Below are 18,835 nucleotides of genomic sequence, written 5' to 3' on the forward strand. Positions count from 1 at the left end.
CGGTGAACAGCGCGTTGTCGTCGCCCCGGCTGTTGAGCATCGAATGGGTGTACTCGTGCGGACGCGAGGTGCGCCAGTGGTAGAGCGGGCGCACGAATTCGTGCTGCAGCGACAGCGACAGCACCGCGTCGCGCAGCAGGCGGAAGCCCCGGGTGGGCGGCGTCATGAAGCGCACGCTCTTGCCCGACTCGGCAATGATCTCGCGCGCCGCACCCACCCGCTCGGCGCTGTGGCTGGCCAGCAGGCGGGGGCCCGCCAGGCCCTTGACCACATACGCCAGGTGCCAACCCAGCGACTGCGCGTCCTGGAAGGCGGTGTTGGCCCCGCGCACGCCGAAGATGGGCAGCAGGTGGGCGGCGTCGCCGGTGAAGATCACGCTGCCGTGCACGAAATCGGGCAGCGTGAGGGTGCGGGCCGAATAGACCGAGCTCCAGTCCATCTCCCAGGGCGTGCCGGCATGGCCGATCATCGCCAGCTGCGCGTCGATGCGGGCCTTGAGCGACTCCGGACGCAGGGCCTCCTCCGGCGTCTCGCCCTCGGGCAGCTGGTAGTCCACGCGCCAGATGCCGTGCGGCTCGCGGTGCATCAGGATGGTGTTGCCCGGGTTCCACTCCGGGTCGAAGAAAGCCAGGCGCTCGGTCGGCAGCGGCAGGTCGATGCGGATGTCGGCGATGACGAAGAAACCTTCGTAAGAGGCGCCTTCCATCTGCAGGTTCATGGCCGTGCGGATGGCCGAGCGGCCACCGGAGGCATCCACCACCCAGTCGCTCTCCAGCGTGTACTCACCCTCTGGCGTGTCGATCAGCACCTCGGCGTAGCCCTCGCGCTGGGTCACGCCCACAACCTTGTTGCCCCAGCGCATCTCGATCAACGGGCTGGCCACGCAGGCATCGTGCAGATATTCCTCCATGTACTGCTGCTGCACGTTGAGCATGGGGAAGAACCGGTCATCGGCGTCGTGCGGCGCTTCCATGCGAAAGACGCGCTGACCCCGGTAGTACGAGTTGCCAAAGCGCCAGGGCAGGCCACCCTCGGTCATGCGTTCGGCCACGCCCACCTGCTGCAGGATCTCCATGGAGCGGCGGGTGAACACGATGGCCCGGCTGCCCTGCGAGAACTGCAACTCGGCGCTGAGCACCACGCTGGCCACGCCGTGGCGCGCCAGTTCCAGCGCCGTGACCATGCCCGCCGGCCCGCTGCCGACGATGACCACCTTCTGGCGTGGCTGCGCCCCGTGCTGCGAGGGTAGCCAGGGCTGGAACACCTCATACGGGTAATAGATCGACGGACGCGGCTGCGTCGTGGGTTGGTGCATGACGTGAGCTCCTGATACGTGAATTGATGACCGGCGTCCGATACGGATTCCGGCCACTGACCAATCGTGATGTCGCTTAGATCGCGCCCACCAGTTCCGGCACGGCCGAGAACAGGTCGGCTTCCAGGCCGTAGTCGGCCACGGAGAAGATCGGGGCCTCGGGGTCCTTGTTGATCGCCACGATCACCTTGGAGTCCTTCATGCCCGCCAGGTGCTGGATGGCGCCGGAGATGCCGGCGGCGATGTACAGCTGCGGCGCCACGATCTTGCCGGTCTGGCCGACCTGCAGGTCGTTGGGCGCGTAACCGGCGTCCACCGCGGCGCGGCTGGCACCGATGGCCGCACCCAGCTTGTCGGCCAGCGGCGTCATCACTTCGTTGAACTTCTCGCTGCTGCCCAGCGCGCGGCCACCGGAGACGATGATCTTGGCCGCCGTCAGTTCGGGCCGGTCGCTCTTGGCGATTTCGCTGCCCACGTAGGCGCTCTTGCCGTTGCCGCTGGCCGCAGCCACGGTTTCCACGGCGGCCGAGCCGCCCTGCCCTGCGGCGTCAAAGCCGGTGGTGCGCACCGTGATCACCTTGGTGGCATCCTGGCTCTGCACAGTGGCAATGGCGTTGCCGGCGTAGATCGGGCGCTCGAAAGTGTCGGCACTGATCACCTTGGTGATGTCGCTGATCTGCGCCACATCGAGCTTGGCAGCCACACGCGGGGCGACGTTCTTGCCGCTGGCGGTGGCGGGGAAGAGGATGTGGCTGTAGCCCGAAGCGATGGCCAGCACCTGGGCGGCCACGTTCTCGGCAAGGCCATGGGCAAAGCCCTCGGCGTCGGCGTGGATCACCTTGGCCACGCCAGCGATCTGGGCGGCGGCGGCCGCGGCAGCGCCGGCGTTGTGGCCGGCCACCAGCACGTGCACTTCACCACCGCAGGCAGCGGCGGCAGTGACGGTGTTGAGCGTGGCGCCCTTGATGGAAGCGTTGTCGTGTTCGGCCACAACAAGAATGTTCGCGAGTGCGGTCATGACGTGAATTCCTTGATCAGTGTAGGGGGCGCGGCGGTCAGATCACCTTGGCTTCGTTCTTGAGCTTGTCGACCAGGGTGGCGACATCGGGCACCTTCACACCCGCGCCCCGCTTGGCCGGCTCGGCCACCTTCAGGGTCTTCAGGCGCGGGGCCACGTCCACGCCCAGGTCCTCGGGCTTGACGGTCTCCAGCGGCTTCTTCTTGGCCTTCATGATGTTGGGCAGCGTCACGTAGCGCGGCTCATTCAGGCGCAGGTCAGTGGTCACCACCGCCGGCAGGCTCACTTCCAGCGTTTCCAGCCCCCCGTCGACTTCGCGGGTCACTTTGGCCTTGTCACCGGCGACTTCCACTTTGGAGGCAAAGGTGGCCTGCGGCAGATCGGCCAGCGCGGCCAGCATCTGGCCGGTCTGGTTGGCGTCATCATCGATCGCCTGCTTGCCCAGGATCACCAGGCCCGGCTGCTCCTTGTCCACCAGCGCCTTGAGCAGCTTGGCCACGGCCAGGGGCTGCAGCTCGACATCGGTCTCGACCAGGATGGCGCGATCCGCACCAATGGCCATGGCCGTGCGCAGGGTCTCCTGGCACTGGGACACGCCGCAGGAGACGGCGATCACCTCGGTGGCAGCGCCCTTCTCCTTGAGGCGAACCGCCTCTTCGACGGCAATCTCGTCGAACGGGTTCATGCTCATCTTGACGTTGGCAATGTCCACGCCCGTGCCGTCACTCTTGACACGCACCTTGACGTTGTAGTCCACCACGCGCTTGACGGGGACGATGATTTTCATGTTTTTCAGTTCGATGTATTGGCTGCTCGGTACCGCCTGCTCACCCAGCCCGGTTCAGATTCGTTCAGATTCGCAGTGCCACCAGCGTGATGGCGGGAAAGGCCGCCAGCAACAACGTTCTGAGGAGGTCACTGATCACGAACGGCGTCACGCCCCGATAGGTCTCCAGAATCGGCGTGTCCTTGGCCATGTTGTTGATGACAAAGAGGTTCATCCCCACAGGGGGCGTGATCAGCCCCACCTCCACGACGATCAGCACGAGGATGCCAAACCAGATGGCGGTCTCTTCAGGGCTCAGGCCAAAGTCCAGCCCCATGATCATGGGAAAGAAGATGGGTATGGTCAGCAGGATCATCGACAGCGAGTCCATGACGCATCCCAGCAGCAGATAGGCCACCAGCACACTGGCCAGAACCAGCCAGGGGCTCATCCCCAAGCCGATGACCCACTGCGCCATTTCCTGTGGCAATTGGGACAGCGCCAGGAAGGTGTTGTAGAGCCCGGCCCCGAGCACAATCATGAAGATCATGCCCGTGGCGACAGCGGTCCCGTAGATGGATTCTTTCAACGTACGGGTATTGAGCCCGCCGGACAACCAGGCGGCCAGCCCCGTGCCGAACGCACCGACGGCCGCACCTTCCGTGGGCGTGAAGAGTCCGGTGTAGATACCACCGACCACCGCGAGAAAGATCAGCAGCACCGGCCAGACCTGCCAGGTGGCTCGCCAGCGCTCCTTCATGGGCATCGGCGCCATGCTGCCCGCGCTCTCGGGCTTGAGCCGGACATAGATCGCAATCACCACGATGTAGCCCCCCGCGGCCAGGATGCCGGGGATGAAGGCCGCCAGGAACAGCTTGGCAATGTTCTGCTCGGCCAGGATCGCATAGATCACCAGCACCACCGAGGGCGGAATGAGAATGCCCAGCGTGCCACCTGCAGCCAGGCTGGCGGTCGAAAGTGCACCCGAGTAGCCGGCTCGCTTCAGCTCCGGCAGCGCAACTTGAGCCATCGTGGCGGCGGTGGCCAGCGATGAGCCGCAGATGGCGCCGAACCCCGCGCATGCGCCGACGGCTGCCATGGCCACACCGCCTTTGCGGTGACCGATCCACGCCTCGGCGACCTTGAACAGCGCCCTGGAGAGTCCGCCCAAGGCAGCAAACTGACCCATGAGGAGGAACAGGGGAACCACCGAGAGGTTGTAGTTCGAGAAGGTGCTGTAAGTCACCTGCTTGAGTTGGTTGAGGATGGGCGCGGCGTTGCCGTAGATGAAGAAGGCACCGACAAGCCCGCACAAAGCCATCGCAAGCCCTATGGGGACCCTCACGAAGATCAGTGCCAGCAGAGCGGGAAAGGACCAAGCCGCCAGTTCAAGAGGTCCCATCTCAGTGCCCCCCGCTCACAGACATGCCGAATCCCTCTGGCCAGTTGGCCAGACCCAGTGCGATGGCGGCCTTGGCCAGGTAGGTCAGACAACCGATGAACGCTCCTGCAAGACAGATGGCGAACGCCCACCACACCGGTATCTGGAGGATGAAGGAGGTCTCCATCTGTTCCATCTTCTCAACCATGCCATCCCACATTTTCCAAGTCAGGGTCAGCCAAAGCAGCGCCATGAGGATGTCGCAGACCGCCTCAATCGACTTTTTCAGGCTCGGCCCCATGACCCCGGCCAGGAGGTCGACGGTGGCATGTCCGCCTTGCACATGACACCAGGGCAGGAAAGCGAAGACCGCCACGGCGATGCCCACTTCCACGAGTTCGAAGTCGCCCGGCACCGGCCCAAGACCGATCGGCACCATGGCGCGTCCGGCAATGCTCATGACACTCATGACGGTGATGGCGCACAGCACGACACCTCCCAGCAAAGCGCTCCACTTGGCTGAGATGAAAATCCATCGAATCACTTCGGTTCTCCAGAAAAAATGCGCAGGACCTTGTGGGTCATGCGCATTTCCCGTTCGTTCGGATTTACTTGCTGTGCTTGGCAATCAGCTTGTCGGCTTCGGCGGCCAGCTTGTCGCCGTCGATACCGCGCTTTGCCACTTCCTGGTACCACATGGCACGCACACGCGATGTGGCCCGCTGCCACTGGGCAGTTTCAGCGGCGTCCAAGGTAATGATCGTGTTGCCTTCCTTGCGGACTGCTTCGATGCCCTTCTTGTCGCCTTCGTCCATGGCTTTGCCAAACAGCGCTGCGACCTTGGGTCCGCTGTTGTTGTCGATCACCTTCTTGAGGTCGGCAGGCAGCTTGTCGTAGGTACCCTTGTTCATCACGAAAGCAAAGGTACCCGTGTAGAGACCTCGCTCGCCCGCCGTCACGGTGTGGTTCTTGACCATCTGCTGAATGCGCAAGGCCGGGACGACTTCCCATTGGAGCGACGTGGCATTGATCACCCCCTTGGACAGTGCCTCGCTCACGGCAGGCGCCGGCATGCCCACCGGAACCGCGCCCAGTTGCTCCAGGGTGATGTTCACGATTCGTGAAGCACCACGCACCCGCATACCCTTGAGATCATCCAGGGTCTTGACCGGGGTCTTGGTGTGCAACACACCCGGGCCATTGACATGCACCGCCAGCAGCTTGACGTCCTTGAATTCCTCCATCGCATGGGTGGTCACGAACTCATGGAACGCCAGCGATGACTTCTCGGCGTCCTTGTTGGCCATGAAGGGCAGTTCGAACACTTCGGAGCGCGGGAATCGACCCGGTGTGTAACCCAGAGCCGTCCAGATGATGTCCACCACGCCGTCCCGCGCCTGGTCAAAAAGTTGCGGCGGCGTACCGCCAGCCTGCATCAGCGGGAAGTGCTGAACCTTGATCCTGCCACCGCTTTCCTTTTCAACCTTTTCGATCCAGGGCGCAATCGCCATGGCGGGGACGCTCGAGGTCTGGGGAAGGAACTGGTGCAGACGCAAGGTCATCTCGCTGGCGGCGGCGCCCTGAAGCGCCATGGATGCCAGCACACCAGCACCGATGAGCAGTTTTTTGAGTTTGATCACAGCGTGTCTCCATCTAAAGGTAGGGCTCAGGACTCGCCAGCCCCAGTCAGGACCGCAGACATCCGAAATATTCAACCAACTGGTTGGTTGACGAAAGTAGTGTCCAAGGAGAGGATTCTCCGGACAATTAGGGTTTACGCTAGTTTTTTGCCCTGCTGACCGCACGACCTGTTGGCCTTCAAGCAAAATCCGCATGATCATGACGCCGTTGGTCGCTCGGATCGCGGTCGTCTGCCGTGGCACAGGACAGTCCCGCCCTCCGGGAACTGTTGTTTGATATTATCAACCAACCATTTGGTTGATTGGAGACTTATATGACCCCCACTGCTGGCGCCCTGCGCGGCCTGCGCGTTCTCGACCTGACCCATGCGCTTGCCGGCCCCTTCTGTTCGCAGATCCTGGCCGACCACGGTGCCGATGTCATCAAGGTCGAACCTCTGGAAGGGGACTTTTTCCGTCGCATGGGGCCGTTCCGCCCGGACGATCAACAGCGCCACTTTGGCGGCCTGTTCCAGTCCTGCAACCGCAACAAGCGCTCGATTGCCATCAACCTCAAGTCGACCGAGGGCCAGGAGCTCCTGAAGACGCTGGTGGCAAGGGCAGACGCACTGGTGGAAAACTACCGGGCGGGTGTACTCGACAAGCTTGGCCTGGGCTATGAGAGCCTGCGCAAGATCAATCCGCGCCTGGTGTACACCTCGGTCCGGGGCTTTGGCGACCGATCGGGCGGCGCCAGCCCTTACATGGACTGGCCAGCGTTCGACATTGTGGCCCAGGCGATGGGGGGCTGGATGGGGGTCACCGGCGAGGACAAAGAGCATCCTGTCAAGGTGGGCGGCGGCGCTGGCGATACGGTCTCGGGCCTGTTTGCCGCCTTTGGCACCATGGCGGCCATCTGGAATGCTCGCACCACTGGCGCTGGGCAATATGTGGACGTGGCCATGACCGACAGCATCCTTGCCCTGTCGGAACTGGTGGTCAGCACCTACAGCTACCGCGGCGTTTCACCTGAACCGGTGGGCAACGGTATTCCGGGCCTGGCTCCCTTCGGCACCATCTACGCCAAAGACGGCGTGATCGCGATTGCCGCGCCCCACGACACGCAGTTCAAGCTCCTGTGTCAGCTCATCGGGCAACCGGAACTGCTGGAGGATCCGCGTTTCGCCAATGAAGGGCTTCGCTGGGAAAACCATCTTGCGCTGCGGGAAGCCATTGAGCGATTCACCACCACCAAGACCAAGGCGGATCTCAAAGAACTGTTCGGCGGCAAGGTACCCTTCAGTCCCATCTACAACGCCGCCGAGATCTTCGCCGACCCGCACTTCACCGTCCGGCAGATGCTGCCGCAGGTGGAGCACCCCGGATCTGCCACCCCGGTCAGCGTGCCTGGCATTCCCGTGAAGCTGTCGGACACCCCCGGCGAGGTCAGGCACCGCGCACCGCTGCTGGGCGAACACAGCCGCGCGATCCTGGCCGAAGCGGGACTCGACGCGACCCGGATCCAGAGCCTCGTCGACGCTGGTGTCGTTTCAGCACAATAATTGCACCATGCCTGACGCGATCACCACCGACAAGCCGACCAAGACAGCCTCGCGAAAGCAGGCGACGGTCAAACCCGCCGCCACCCGCCGCAAGGCCGTGCCGGGCGCCAAGCACGAAGACAAGCTAACGGCCATCCTGCGCACGGCGGCACAGCTCTTTGCCCAGAACGGGTATGAGGCCACGTCCCTGGACATGATCGCTGACCGGCTGGGCATGCACAAGGCCACGCTCTACCACTACGTGAACAACAAGGAGAGCATTCTTTACCAGTGCCTGGTCAAGTCCTTTGGCAACCTTGACACGGTCATGAAGAGCATGGAAGACCGGACGATTCCGGTGCTTGAACGGTTGCGGCTGTTTGTCAGAAGCCTGGCCGAGGCGCAGAACAACGACTTCGGACGCTGCCTGGTGCTGGTGGGCGCGGGCCCGCTGGACAACATGACGGGTGACGACATCCGCCAGTTCCAGCGGCGGCTGGACCAGACGGTGCGGGCCCTGATCACCGAAGGCATTGCCTCCGGTGTGATCCGGCCCTGCCACCCGGGCATGGTGTCGGCGCTGCTGTTTGGGGCGCTCAACTGGGTACCCCGCTGGTACTCGGGCAAGGGCAAATTCTCGATCCAGGATGTGGCCGACAATTTTGTCGAGACACTGGTCAAAGGCATCGGCACTGGCGCGGCCTGAGACGCCCCGTTCCCTTGGCAGGCTGCTGGCCTGCACGCCTGGAATGCAAAAGGCCCGGAATCACGTCCGGGCCTTTTGCATGGGAGCGCGCCAGACAGGCCCTTACATGGACCGGGCGATCACGTCCTTGAGGGTTTCGTTGGAGCCACCGTAGATCTTCGCGACACGCGCATCCATGTACAGCTGCGCGATCGGGTATTCCGTGCAATAGCCATAGCCGCCGAACAGCTGCAGGCAACGATCAATGATTTCGCACTGCTTGTGCGAGCCCCACCACTTGGCCATCATCGCGTCGTTGGGCTGCAATGGTTTGCCATCGACCATGTCATTGACGATGTTGTCGATGAACACCCGGCCGATGCGCGCTTCGGTCAGGCACTCGGCCAGGACGAACTTGGTGTTCTGGAAGTCCCAGAGGGTCTGTCCCAGCATCTTGCGGTTCTTGGCGTGCTCGACCGTCAGCTCGATCGCGCGTTCGGCACAGGCAATACCCACGATGCCGATGGACAGGCGCTCACGGGTGAACACATCCATCAGCTGGAAGAAGCCCTTGCCTTCGACGCCACCAATGAGGTTCTCGGCGGGCACGCGAGCGTCCTCCAGGAAGATCTCGGCGGTGTTCAGGGCGTTCTGACCGATCTTGTCGATGATCTTGGCCACCTTGAAACCCGGGCACTTGTCCTTCTCCACCATGAACAGGGACAGGCCCTTGGCGCCCGAACCGGCTTCGCCCGTGCGGGCCGCCACCAGCACCATGTCGGCCTGATCGCCCAGGGTGCAGAAGATCTTGTTGCCGTTGAGCACGTACTCGTCACCGTCGCGCCGCGCGGTGGTGCGCAACGCCTTGACGTCGGTACCGGCATCGGGCTCGGTGATCGCCACCGCAATCATCTTCTTGCCACGGGCGATGTCGGGCATCCAGCGCAACAGCTGCTCGTGCGTGGCGGTCCCGTGAAAGAACCCCGGGCTGTTGAGCGCACCCGGAATGAAGCCGAAGGTGGTGTCGCAGATACGGGCCTGCTCTTCCATCACGACCACTTCGTGGGCAAAGCTGGCGCCCATGCCGCCGTACTCCTCGGGAATGCTCATGCACAACAGGCCCAGTTCGCCGGCCTTTTCCCAGACCTCGCGGTCCACGTGGTGCTGTCGGCGGAAGCGTTCGGCGTGCGGCGCCACCTCTTCCTCGAAAAAGCGCCGTGCCGTCTGGCGAAGCATGTCCAGCTCCTCGGTCATCCAGGGCGAGCGATAGGTGGTTGTCAAGTTGTCTCTCCGGTCATCAGGTTGATCTGACTTGCTGTGTGCAAGCGTTGGCCCGATTCTGTGGGCCTCATGCAATTTTGTCACCCACCGGTTGGTTGACAAAATGCGAGGTCACCTCTACAGTCGACCCGGACTCGAATAAGACCGCGCCGGTGCTAACCGCACCGCACGAGCGAAACCGAGAACATGCACGAGACCACCGACACACCAGGAGATGACACATGACAGCCGATTTGCTCAACAGCACCAACTGGTCCGCCAAAGCACTGGCGGGCGAATGGAAAGCCCTGTCCGGCGGACAGATTGACGTGATCGAGCCCGCCACCGGGCAGGTGCTGGCCCAGGTGGCTTTGGCCAATGCACAGGATGTGCAGGCCAGTGCCCTGCTGGCACGACAGGCACAGAAGTCGTGGGCGGCCATGCCCTATGGCGAACGGGCCAAGATCTTTCGCAAGGCTGGCGAACTGCTGGAAGCCAACCGGCAGGCGTTTGCCACCTGGATCGTTCGCGAGACCGGCGGCATCATCCCCAAGGCCATGTTCGAGATCGATTCGGTGGTCCACCACTGCCACGAAGCTGCGGCGATGTTGACCCAGTCGCGTGGTCTGGTGCTGCCCAGCGTCGACGGCGTCACCAGCCTGGCCCGCCGCGTGCCGCACGGTGTGGTCGGCGTGATCTCACCGTTCAACTTCCCGTTCCTGCTCTCCAGCCGCGCGGTGCTGCCGGCCCTGGCCACGGGCAATGCGGTGGTCCTCAAGCCGGACGCCCGCACCCCGGTCAGCGGCGGCGTCCTGTTGGCCCTGATGCTGGAGGCCGCCGGCCTGCCCAAGGGGGTCCTGCACATGCTGCCGGGCGCTGCCGAGGCGGGTGAGGCGCTGGTGACCGATCCCAACGTCCCCATGATCTCCTTCACAGGTTCCACCGCCGTGGGCCGCCGTGTGGGCGAACTCGCCGGCAAGCACCTCAAGAAGGTCGCCCTGGAACTGGGTGGCAAGAACTCGCTCATCATCCTCGATGACGCTGACCTGGAAATGGCCATCTGCGGTGGCTCCTGGGCCTCCTGGCTGCACCAGGGTCAGATCTGCATGAGCGCCGGCCGTCACCTGGTTCATCGCAGTCTGTACGAGACCTATGCGTCGCGCATGGCCGAAAAGGCCAAGGCGCTGCCCGTGGGCGATCCCCACACCCAACCGGTGGCCCTGGGTCCGATCATCACCGCAGCCCAGGTGCAGCGGGTTGACCGCATCGTGCAGGAGTCCGTCCGCATGGGCGCCAGGCTCCTGGCTGGTGGCACGCCCAACGGTCAGTTCTACCCGGCCACGGTGCTGGCGGACGTCACGCCCGAGATGCCTGTGTTCCGCGAGGAGATCTTCGGCCCGGTGGTCGCCATCAGCGCCTTTGACTCCGACAGCCAGGCCGTGGCGCTGGCCAATGACAGTGAGTACGGACTGTCTGCCGGCATCCACACGCGTGACATCGGCCGGGGCATGGCCCTTGGCGAACAGCTGAACGTGGGCCTGCTGCACATCAACGACCAGACCGTCAACGACGACGGCACGATGCCCATGGGTGGGCGCGGTGCCTCTGGCAACGGCTCTCGCCACGGCGGTCCGGCCAACTGGGACGAGTTCACCCAGTGGCAGTGGACCACCATCCGCAACACCGCCCCGGCCTACCCCCTCTGACCTTCCAACTTGCTGCGCGGGCCAGTGGCCTGCGCATTTCCCCCGCGCACCCCTTACCCTGATCCAACGCCATGGCCAAGATTGTCAAAGTCGAATGCACCCCGGTTTCCACTCCCCTGAAGAAGCCGGTGATCATGCCCAACACCCGCATTACCTCCATCGACAGCGTGGTGCTGAAAATCACCTGTGACGACGGCACGGTGGGTTTCTCCGATTCCGGAGACACCTCGTCGTGGTACCGCGGTGAATTGCAGGAATCCATCATGGGCATGATCCAGCAGGTCATCGCCCCGCGCATCCTGCTGGGTGAAGACCCCCGATGCATCGAGAAGATCGTCGCCAAGATGGACCTGCTGGTGCGTGACAATAACCAGGCCAAAGCCACCGTCGATTTCGCCCTGCACGATCTCAAGGGCAAGCTGCTGGGCGTGCCGGTCTATGAACTGCTGGGTGGCAGAACCATGGAAGCCGCACGACAGGGCTGGGTGCTGTCGGCGGGCAAACCCGACGACGTGGCCGCCGAGGCCAAGCGGGCCAAGGACATCGGCTTTGCCCTGTTCAAGATGAAAATCGGCTACGGCACGATCCAGGACGACATCGACATGGTGCACGCTGTGCGTGAGACCGTCGGCCCCGACGCTTACCTGACCATCGATGCCAACGGCTTCTGGAGCTACGAGAAGGCCTTGCACATCATCCGCAAGATCGACTCGGCGGGTCTGGACCTGATCGAGCAGCCCCTGGCGCACTGGGACATCGAGGGCATGGCCCGCCTGCGCGCTGCCGTCAAGACCCCCATCTATGCGGACGAATCGGCCCAGGAGCTCTACAACCTCAAGGAGATCATCGATCGCCGTGCGGCCGACGGTCTGTTCCTCAAGCTGCAGAAGGCCGGTGGCCTGGTCAAGTCGCAGCGTTGGCTGACCATGGCCCGTCTGGCCGGTTTGCCTGTGCACTGTGGTTGCATGATCGGCTCGGGCCTGGAGCACAGCCCATCGGCCCATCTGTGGACCGCCAACGAATGGGCCACCCAGGGTCTCAACGAATCCATCGGCCCCTTGATGATCCACGGCACCATGGAAAGCAAGAACATCGCTCCGGGGACCGATATCGCCCTGAACATTCCGAAGTTCGAGGCCGGCCTGTGCTATCCCAATGAAGGCCCCGGTTTTGGCATCGATCTCAACGAGGCCTTCCTCGTGAGCAACAAGACCGCCGGCAAGAACGGCTTCGTTGTGGAGCTGTGAGGATGCGCGCCGGACCGCTGTCTCACCTGACCGTCGTCGAGTTTGCCGGACTCGGTCCGGCGCCCTTTGCCGCGATGATGCTCGCAGACCAGGGCGCCCGGGTGATCCGCATTGATCGCCCGGTGAAGCCCGGCAAGGCGTCGGGTATGGCTGCCCTCACCGCCCGAAAGAGCGACGTACTTTCCCGAGGTCGAGAATCCATTGCACTGGACCTCAAGAGTCCTGAGGGTCAACAGACGGCCTTGGCACTCATTGAACGTGCCGACATCCTCATCGAAGGATTCAGACCTGGCGTCATGGAGTCCCTGGGTCTCGGGCCAGACATCTGCCTGCAGCGCCGTCCATCGCTTGTGTATGGCCGGGTGACAGGCTGGGGCCAGACCGGGCCGCTGTCGCAAGCGGCGGGACATGACATCAACTACGTGGCGATCTCTGGCGCGTTGCATTCCAACCGCCGAGCCGGCGAGGCACCCACCGTGGCGCCGGGCCTGATCGGTGACTTTGGCGGCGGCGGCATGCTGCTGGCCTTTGGCGTGCTTGCCGCGCTGTCGCACGCAAAAGCGACCGGCGAAGGCCAGGTGGTCGATGCCGCGATCACCGACGGTGCCGCCCTGCTGACAGCCCTGGTGCAAGGATGGCATTCCGTCGGCCTTTGGAACAGCGAAGCGGGTGTAAACAACGGCGACGGCGGGGCCCACTTCTACAACACCTACCCGTGTGCGGACGGAAAGCTCATCTCCATCGGGCCGATGGAGCCACAGTTCTACGCGCTGCTGCGCGAAAAATGCGCCCTCACGGATCCTGCCTTCGATGCCCAGTGGGATGCCAGCCAATGGCCAGCCCTCAAAGCCAAGCTCGCCGAGGTCTTTGCCACGAAGACACGACAGCAGTGGTGCGATCTGCTGGAAGGGACCGACGTGTGCTTTGCGCCCGTGCTGGACCTCGATGAGGCACCACGCCATCCTCACAACATCGCTCGGGGTACCTTTGTCACCATGGATGGCATCACTCAGCCCGCCCCGGCACCGAAGTTCAGCCGGACACCGGTGACGTCATGTCATTCAGTGGGTGAGGTCGGAAGTGACACCGCCTCAATCCTCAAGGAACTCGGCTGCGACAGCCCTAAGCTCGCCGCGTCATCCTGACAGCACCAGGAACGTGCTGTCAGGTGCTCAAGTGAACCCGCGATCGCCGCGCGGTTCACAACAGGTGAAGGCTTGCTTGAGATGGCAACGCCCTCGTCACTTCAGTCATTGGCGCCTCCTCAGTTGACGGATAGGCCTCACTGCAGTCTGGGACGCATCCCGCTGGCGCGACTCGCCCAACAGCACCGCCAGCGCCTGGGCGGTGCTAATGTCAGTAACCAGAAACAAAACTTCGATTAACCTTCAACCTGGGAGTTCTCCGGTCCGTTGATACGGCAAATGGGGGCAGGTCATCGCCACCCGGTGAGGCAATCAAGGCGCGCCTGATGCAGTCCTTCCGTGGCAGTCACCCCGACTCACGCAACCGCATACTCCAGACCTTGCGCGACTGGGAGCGGATCGCACGAAAGAGCAGGACCTGACCACTGTGTGCTTGGGTGCTTGACTTTTACAGGGAGGAGAACATGAACACCTTGACCAAACTCGCTCTGGGAATGCTGGGTCAATTGCACGGCCAACCCACCAGTGGCACGGTGCTTGAAGAAATGGCGCTCCCCCCAGCGCAGACCACGGGTGGCCTTCCGTTGATGCAGGCCTTACAAGAGCGCCAGTCCCAACGCGACTTCCTCCCTGACGCGCTGGCCTTGCAAACCCTGTCTGACCTGCTGTGGGCTGCCGCCGGCATCAACCGTACCGAGCACGGCGGCCGCACCGCGCCATCGGCGATGAACGCGCAGGAGGTGGACCTGTACGTGGCGCTACCGCAAGGCCTGTACCGCTACGAACCGCAACGCCACGTGCTGCAGCTCATCAAAGGCGACGACGTGCGCCGTGTGACCGGCTACCAGGACTTTGTCGACAGCGCGCCGCTGGACTTGGTCTACGTGGCTGACCATGGTCGGATGAAGATGGTGCCTGCCGGGCAACGCGAGGCCTACGCCTCGGTGGCTGCAGGTGCCATGGCACAGAACGTGTACCTGTTTTGCACCTCGCACAGGCTGGGGACAGTGGTGCGGGCCTGGTTTGACCGCAATGCGCTGACGAAAGCGATGGGGTTGACGAATGATCAGCAGATTCTGCTGACGCAGACGGTGGGCTACGCGAAGAGCTGATGTCCGCCAAAAGCCGGCTTTCGACTCGACGAGACGGCTGGTCGGCTGGCCGGTTCAGGCCGATGGCGGTCTCGCGGCGGCCTAGGAGGATCGCGAGATATTCGTTTTGCGGCCTGAGCCGCCCAGCGGGCCGGATGGAAGGTTGCGTCGGGCTTCGAACTCCTTTCCCGGGCGCTTGTTGGCGGCGACCCACCCACGTGTGTCGCGCGCAAGGCGAGCTGCGCCCTTTTCCGCACGACCTGCGTCGCTGGGAGCGTGCTTCTGCGTGAGCGGGTCGGTACTCTTGTACGGCTTTGACATGCGAGGCTCCTGAAGGCCGTCGAGAATTGGCGCTGTCGCATTGTCGAGGCTAATCAGTCCACCGCATACAACCGCCACCCCTCCCACGTCGCCTCCAAACGATCCGTCAACCCCAATGCCCCGAGAAACACCGGATCGTGTGACGCCACCAGCATGGCACCCTGGTAGCTCGCCAGCAGCGCTTCCAGCGCCCGCAGCGATGGCAGATCCAGGTGATTGCTGGGTTCGTCGAGCAACAGCAGGGGCGGTGGCGGGTCAGCGTAGAGCGCGCAGGCCAGGGCGGCCTTCAGTCGCTCGCCGCCGCTGAGCAGCTGGCTGGGCCGCACCACCTTCTGTGCGTCCAGGCCGAGTTGTGCCAGGCGCATCCGCAGTGCGCCTTCGTCCAAACTTCGCCGGGCTTGCTGCAGTTGCTCCAGCACCGGGCGTTCCGGGTCCAATTGGCCCAGACTCTGGTCAAGGTATACCGTACCAGCGATGACCTGACATCGCCCTGCCATCGGTCTGATCGTCCCGGCCAGTACTTTGAGCAGGGTGGACTTGCCGCTGCCATTGGGGCCCGTCAGGCCGATCCGCTGGCGACCCCTTATCCGCAGCGTGATGCGGCGCAGCGACTGAGGGACGAAGGGCAGTTCGACATCGTCCAGCTCGGCCACCAGCCGCTGGGCGACGCCGGCACTGTGCGGCACGTGCAGGTGGATGGCAGCCTCGTCGACCACTTGTTCCGCCGCTTCGCGCACGCGTTGCACCAAGGCCTGTTGCGCGGCCGCCTGCTGGCGAAGCAGCTTGCCTGTGGAATGGTCGCTGCGCTCCTTCTGTCGATCGAGGAGGATCTTCGCCTGGTTGGCCTGTTGGCCTGCGCGCGCGCCGCGTGCCTGGCGCTTTTCCTTTCTCTCGCGCTGCGCGCGCATTGCCTGCTCCTCGCGCCGGCGGTCAAGCCTGGCTCGCTCGAGTTCGGCCACCGCACTCTCCTGTTCGTGCGCTTTGGCCTGCGCATAGAACGTGTAGTGGCCGCCATAGCTGCGCAGGCCCAGCGGCGACAACTCGACGATGCGATCCATGGTGTCGAGCAACTGCCGGTCGTGGCTGATGACCAGCAACCCTCGTGGCCAGCTTGCAAGCTGATCGATCAGCGCGGTGCGACTGGGTTGATCAAGGTGGTTACTGGGTTCATCCAGGATCAGGAAGTCGGCCTCGGCAAGCAGCGCACCGATCAGCGCCACGCGCATGGTCTCACCACCGCTGAGGCGAGCGGCCGGGGTGTCGGCCTGCAGGTGACCCAGACCGTGTTGTTCGAGTGCTTGCTGGAGTTGCAGGCGGATGTGCCAGCGTTCTCCCACGGTGTCGAAGTCTGCCGCATCGGTACTGCCTGCTTCAATACGTCGCAGGGCAGCCATCGCGGCCTGCACGCCAGCCAGATCGGCCACGGTAGACCCTGGCGCGGGTACGCCGACCTGCTGGGCCAGGTAGTGCACTGTCGCAGCACGTACGCAGCGCCCGCTGGACGGTGGCAACAGTCCGGCAAGCACACGCGCCAGCATGGTCTTGCCACTGCCGTTGCGGCCGACCAGACCGGTGCGGCGCTGGTCATCAAAGGTTTCGGTGAGGTGAACGAACAGCGGGGTGCCGTCCGGGAGGACGCAGGACACGTCCTCCAATGCAAGGTAATGGGTGGTCGCCATACAGAGTCCAAAGATGCAAAGAGCTCCCCCGCGCTTGGGGGCAGTGGAGATTTGCCGTCAGTTCGACGGCGGCATCAGTGGCGCATGGGACGGGTACCTCGCGATGGTCTTGTTTACCGGGAAATTGTATTGGCGGCGCAAGCCAACGACACAGACGCCATGGCGGGCGACCGAAAGCTGTGGGCCACGGACGGACCGTGGCAACCAGACTTGTGGCGTCGATGGAGGAAGTCTGACTGTGGCATGGGTCATGAGAACCCAAGTAAGTCGTCGATGTTGGCGCGGCTGGCGGGGATCGAACCCACGACCCTTGGCTTCGGAGCCTTCAAAACCATCTGGTATGTCAGATGGTTTTGCGTTGTACCGTGTGGCGTGGTGAGGCGTCTTTAGAGGGAAGACAGCCAAAACATGAAGTTGGACGACTGGACAGCAGGGGGCCTATCGTCATCACTTGGTGTCCACTTTACGCAGATCAGCTGGGTCTGTCCAGTCATGCCCTTCTTGCATGGGATGACCATCGGTCTGCCTCGCCTCCTTCAGCAAGGAGCGGTCATCCACTGATGTCTGGCGCACCGGAAAGTACTTGGCTTGACAGTCACCAAGCAAGCCGTATACCATTGCCATATACAACGGCTTCAAGGGGGTCTTATGGCCATCGGCACGGTCTTCATCAACAACCGCACTCAGGCAGTTCGCCTACCTCTGGACGTCCGTCTGCCCGAAGGCGTCAAAAGAGTGGAGATCCGGGCCAAGGGCAACGAGCGCATCATTTCGCCTGTCGGCCAGACTTGGGACAGCTTCTTCCTGAATGGTCCGACGGTGACGGACGACTTCCTGCCGGAGCGCGCCAGCCAGCAACAAGCCGAGCGGGAAGCTCTTTGATGCTGCGCTACCTGCTGGACACCAACATCGTCATCTACGTCCTCAAGAGGCGTCCGATCGAGGTGCTCTCGGTTTTCAATGCGAACGCCAGTCGGATGGCCATTTCTTCCATCACGCTGGCTGAGCTGATGCACGGCGCAGAAAAGAGCTCCCGAGTCACTGAGAACCTGATGGCCATTGAGGATTTCTGCAGCCGTCTTGACGTACTTCCCTATGGTTCAAAAGCGGCACAGCACTATGGTGCCATCCGCGCCCACCTGGAGAAACTGGGGCGCCCCATTGGTTTGAATGATCTGCACATCGCTGCCCACGCGCGAAGCGAAGGTTTGGTGCTGGTCACCAACAACACCGCAGAGTTCGAGCGGGTTCCTGCACTTGAGATAGAGAACTGGGTGCAAAGCGAGCATTGACACCCTTTGCGACTGGTAGCTGCCCTCCGACCTATCAGGTCTTGGGCTTCACCGGATTCCTCGGAGTCCCCGCCACAAAGGCCTCAATGTTGCCAATCAACTGATCAGCCAACGCCTGAATAGCCTCCGCACTGGCCCATGCCACGTGAGGGGTCAGGATGAAGTCGGGTCGGTCCAGAAGGCTCATGAATGGGTGATCGTGTGGCGGTGGTTCCACCGATGTCACGTCGAATGCAGCACCTGAGATCTGCCCTGCCTCCAACGCCGGACCGACGGCAGATTCATCCACCAGGCCGCCGCGCGCCGTGTTGATCAGCAGCGGCTTGCGTGTCATCCGACCGAACTCTGCCGCAGAGATCATGTGGCGGGTTTGGTCGTTGAGCGGACAGTGCAGCGTGAGGATATCGGCCTCGGCCAGCAGCTGATCAAATGGGGTGTACAAGCTGCCCTGCCCGGTTCTGCCCTTGTGGCCGGCGAACTTCACGCGCATGCCCAGGGCACGACCCATGGCCGCGACCGACTGCCCCAGCTCACCGTCGCCGATCACACCGAGGGTGGATCCCGCCAGATCGCGGATCGGATGATCGAAGAAGCAGAACTGCCGGGCGTCCTGCCAGCGTCCGGCGCGCACCGCATCGCGGTAGGCGCACACACTTCGCCGCAAGGCAAAGATCAATGCGAAGGTGTGCTCAGGCACGGTGCACGTCGCATAGCCACGGATGTTGCTGACCAGAATGCCGCGTGCCGCACAGGCTTTAGTCACTCGCCA

Annotated in this window: 16 protein-coding genes and 1 pseudogene; 8 read left to right on the plus strand and 9 right to left on the minus strand. The window is 63.2% G+C overall.

Annotation, left to right across the window (positions count from 1 at the left end; genetic code table 11):
- From ACFQNJ_RS17640 to ACFQNJ_RS17665, 6 genes are all read right to left on the minus strand, one after another.
- On the minus strand, positions 1–1,315 hold a 1,315-nt coding region (locus tag ACFQNJ_RS17640; protein WP_382259922.1), incomplete at its 3' end, for an FAD-dependent monooxygenase.
- A gap of 76 nt (positions 1,316–1,391) precedes the next feature.
- The gene (locus ACFQNJ_RS17645; RefSeq protein WP_382259923.1) at positions 1,392–2,333 is read right to left on the minus strand and encodes an electron transfer flavoprotein subunit alpha/FixB family protein; all 942 of its coding nucleotides are present in this window, start codon (positions 2,331–2,333) and stop codon (positions 1,392–1,394) included.
- Positions 2,334–2,370: 37 nt separating this feature from the next.
- Entirely contained in the window at positions 2,371–3,120 is a 750-nt protein-coding gene (locus ACFQNJ_RS17650; protein WP_382259925.1) for an electron transfer flavoprotein subunit beta/FixA family protein, read from the minus strand.
- A gap of 64 nt (positions 3,121–3,184) precedes the next feature.
- A complete protein-coding gene (locus tag ACFQNJ_RS17655; RefSeq protein ID WP_382259927.1) occupies positions 3,185–4,501 on the minus strand; it encodes a TRAP transporter large permease in 1,317 nt (438 codons plus the stop codon).
- Position 4,502: 1 nt separating this feature from the next.
- On the minus strand, positions 4,503–5,024 hold the full coding sequence (locus ACFQNJ_RS17660; protein ID WP_382259929.1) for a TRAP transporter small permease: 522 nt from the start codon (positions 5,022–5,024) through the stop codon (positions 4,503–4,505).
- Positions 5,025–5,088: 64 nt separating this feature from the next.
- Positions 5,089–6,120: a TRAP transporter substrate-binding protein gene (locus ACFQNJ_RS17665; RefSeq protein WP_382259931.1), complete on the minus strand. Its 1,032-nt coding sequence runs from the start codon at positions 6,118–6,120 to the stop codon at positions 5,089–5,091.
- A gap of 314 nt (positions 6,121–6,434) precedes the next feature.
- Between ACFQNJ_RS17665 and ACFQNJ_RS17670 the strand changes: the two genes are divergently transcribed.
- Positions 6,435–7,661 carry a CaiB/BaiF CoA transferase family protein gene (locus ACFQNJ_RS17670; RefSeq protein ID WP_382259933.1) on the plus strand — a complete coding sequence of 409 codons (1,227 nt, stop codon included), beginning with the start codon at positions 6,435–6,437 and terminating at the stop codon, positions 7,659–7,661.
- A gap of 7 nt (positions 7,662–7,668) precedes the next feature.
- Positions 7,669–8,346 (plus strand): TetR/AcrR family transcriptional regulator, encoded by a 678-nt coding sequence (locus tag ACFQNJ_RS17675; protein ID WP_382259935.1) that lies wholly within the window; start codon positions 7,669–7,671, stop codon positions 8,344–8,346.
- 102 nt (positions 8,347–8,448) lie between these two features.
- On the opposite strand, the gene ACFQNJ_RS17680 is transcribed toward ACFQNJ_RS17675, so the two are convergent.
- On the minus strand, positions 8,449–9,606 hold the full coding sequence (locus ACFQNJ_RS17680; RefSeq protein WP_382259937.1) for an acyl-CoA dehydrogenase family protein: 1,158 nt from the start codon (positions 9,604–9,606) through the stop codon (positions 8,449–8,451).
- A 221-nt stretch (positions 9,607–9,827) separates the two neighbouring features.
- On the opposite strand from ACFQNJ_RS17680, the gene ACFQNJ_RS17685 reads away from it, so the two are divergent.
- The 4 genes from ACFQNJ_RS17685 (at position 9,828) to ACFQNJ_RS17700 (ending at position 14,795) form a co-directional block, all read left to right on the plus strand.
- Positions 9,828–11,291 (plus strand): benzaldehyde dehydrogenase, encoded by a 1,464-nt coding sequence (locus ACFQNJ_RS17685; protein ID WP_382259939.1) that lies wholly within the window; start codon positions 9,828–9,830, stop codon positions 11,289–11,291.
- Positions 11,292–11,362: 71 nt separating this feature from the next.
- Positions 11,363–12,538, plus strand: a complete 1,176-nt coding sequence (locus tag ACFQNJ_RS17690; RefSeq protein WP_382259941.1) for a mandelate racemase/muconate lactonizing enzyme family protein — start codon at positions 11,363–11,365, stop codon at positions 12,536–12,538.
- 2 nt (positions 12,539–12,540) lie between these two features.
- Positions 12,541–13,683 carry a CaiB/BaiF CoA transferase family protein gene (locus ACFQNJ_RS17695; protein ID WP_382259943.1) on the plus strand — a complete coding sequence of 381 codons (1,143 nt, stop codon included), beginning with the start codon at positions 12,541–12,543 and terminating at the stop codon, positions 13,681–13,683.
- A gap of 464 nt (positions 13,684–14,147) precedes the next feature.
- Positions 14,148–14,795, plus strand: a complete 648-nt coding sequence (locus ACFQNJ_RS17700; protein WP_382259945.1) for a SagB/ThcOx family dehydrogenase — start codon at positions 14,148–14,150, stop codon at positions 14,793–14,795.
- 353 nt (positions 14,796–15,148) lie between these two features.
- On the opposite strand, the gene ACFQNJ_RS17705 is transcribed toward ACFQNJ_RS17700, so the two are convergent.
- Positions 15,149–16,774 (minus strand): ABC-F family ATP-binding cassette domain-containing protein, encoded by a 1,626-nt coding sequence (locus ACFQNJ_RS17705; protein WP_382259947.1) that lies wholly within the window; start codon positions 16,772–16,774, stop codon positions 15,149–15,151.
- Positions 16,775–17,422: 648 nt separating this feature from the next.
- Between ACFQNJ_RS17705 and vapB the strand changes: the two genes are divergently transcribed.
- Positions 17,423–17,656, plus strand: coding sequence for a type II toxin-antitoxin system VapB family antitoxin (gene vapB / locus ACFQNJ_RS17710; RefSeq protein WP_382259949.1), 234 nt, complete (start codon positions 17,423–17,425; stop codon positions 17,654–17,656).
- The gene (vapC, locus tag ACFQNJ_RS17715) at positions 17,656–18,066 is read left to right on the plus strand and encodes a type II toxin-antitoxin system tRNA(fMet)-specific endonuclease VapC (protein WP_382259951.1); all 411 of its coding nucleotides are present in this window, start codon (positions 17,656–17,658) and stop codon (positions 18,064–18,066) included. Before vapB ends, vapC begins: the two co-directional genes overlap by 1 nt.
- 34 nt (positions 18,067–18,100) lie before the next feature.
- On the opposite strand, the pseudogene ACFQNJ_RS17720 reads toward vapC, so the two are convergent.
- Positions 18,101–18,817: pseudogene (locus ACFQNJ_RS17720) on the minus strand (NAD(P)-dependent oxidoreductase); the annotation flags it as partial.
- Positions 18,818–18,835: the final 18 nt, after the last annotated feature.

Source organism: Hydrogenophaga bisanensis, from assembly GCF_042665135.1.
Lineage (GTDB): Bacteria > Pseudomonadota > Gammaproteobacteria > Burkholderiales > Burkholderiaceae_C > Hydrogenophaga > Hydrogenophaga bisanensis.

Bases quoted from the DNA above. Each gene is read 5' to 3' on its own strand.
- ACFQNJ_RS17645 (WP_382259923.1), bottom strand. From the start codon at position 2,333: ATGACCGCACTCGCGAACATTCTTGTTGTGGCCGAACACGACAACGCT.
- ACFQNJ_RS17650 (WP_382259925.1), bottom strand. From the start codon at position 3,120: ATGAAAATCATCGTCCCCGTCAAGCGCGTGGTGGACTACAACGTCAAG.
- ACFQNJ_RS17655 (WP_382259927.1), bottom strand. From the start codon at position 4,501: ATGGGACCTCTTGAACTGGCGGCTTGGTCCTTTCCCGCTCTGCTGGCA.
- ACFQNJ_RS17670 (WP_382259933.1), top strand. From the start codon at position 6,435: ATGACCCCCACTGCTGGCGCCCTGCGCGGCCTGCGCGTTCTCGACCTG.
- ACFQNJ_RS17675 (WP_382259935.1), top strand. From the start codon at position 7,669: ATGCCTGACGCGATCACCACCGACAAGCCGACCAAGACAGCCTCGCGA.
- ACFQNJ_RS17685 (WP_382259939.1), top strand. From the start codon at position 9,828: ATGACAGCCGATTTGCTCAACAGCACCAACTGGTCCGCCAAAGCACTG.
- ACFQNJ_RS17690 (WP_382259941.1), top strand. From the start codon at position 11,363: ATGGCCAAGATTGTCAAAGTCGAATGCACCCCGGTTTCCACTCCCCTG.
- ACFQNJ_RS17695 (WP_382259943.1), top strand. From the start codon at position 12,541: ATGCGCGCCGGACCGCTGTCTCACCTGACCGTCGTCGAGTTTGCCGGA.
- ACFQNJ_RS17700 (WP_382259945.1), top strand. From the start codon at position 14,148: ATGAACACCTTGACCAAACTCGCTCTGGGAATGCTGGGTCAATTGCAC.
- ACFQNJ_RS17705 (WP_382259947.1), bottom strand. From the start codon at position 16,774: ATGGCGACCACCCATTACCTTGCATTGGAGGACGTGTCCTGCGTCCTC.
- vapB (WP_382259949.1), top strand. From the start codon at position 17,423: ATGGCCATCGGCACGGTCTTCATCAACAACCGCACTCAGGCAGTTCGC.
- vapC (WP_382259951.1), top strand. From the start codon at position 17,656: ATGCTGCGCTACCTGCTGGACACCAACATCGTCATCTACGTCCTCAAG.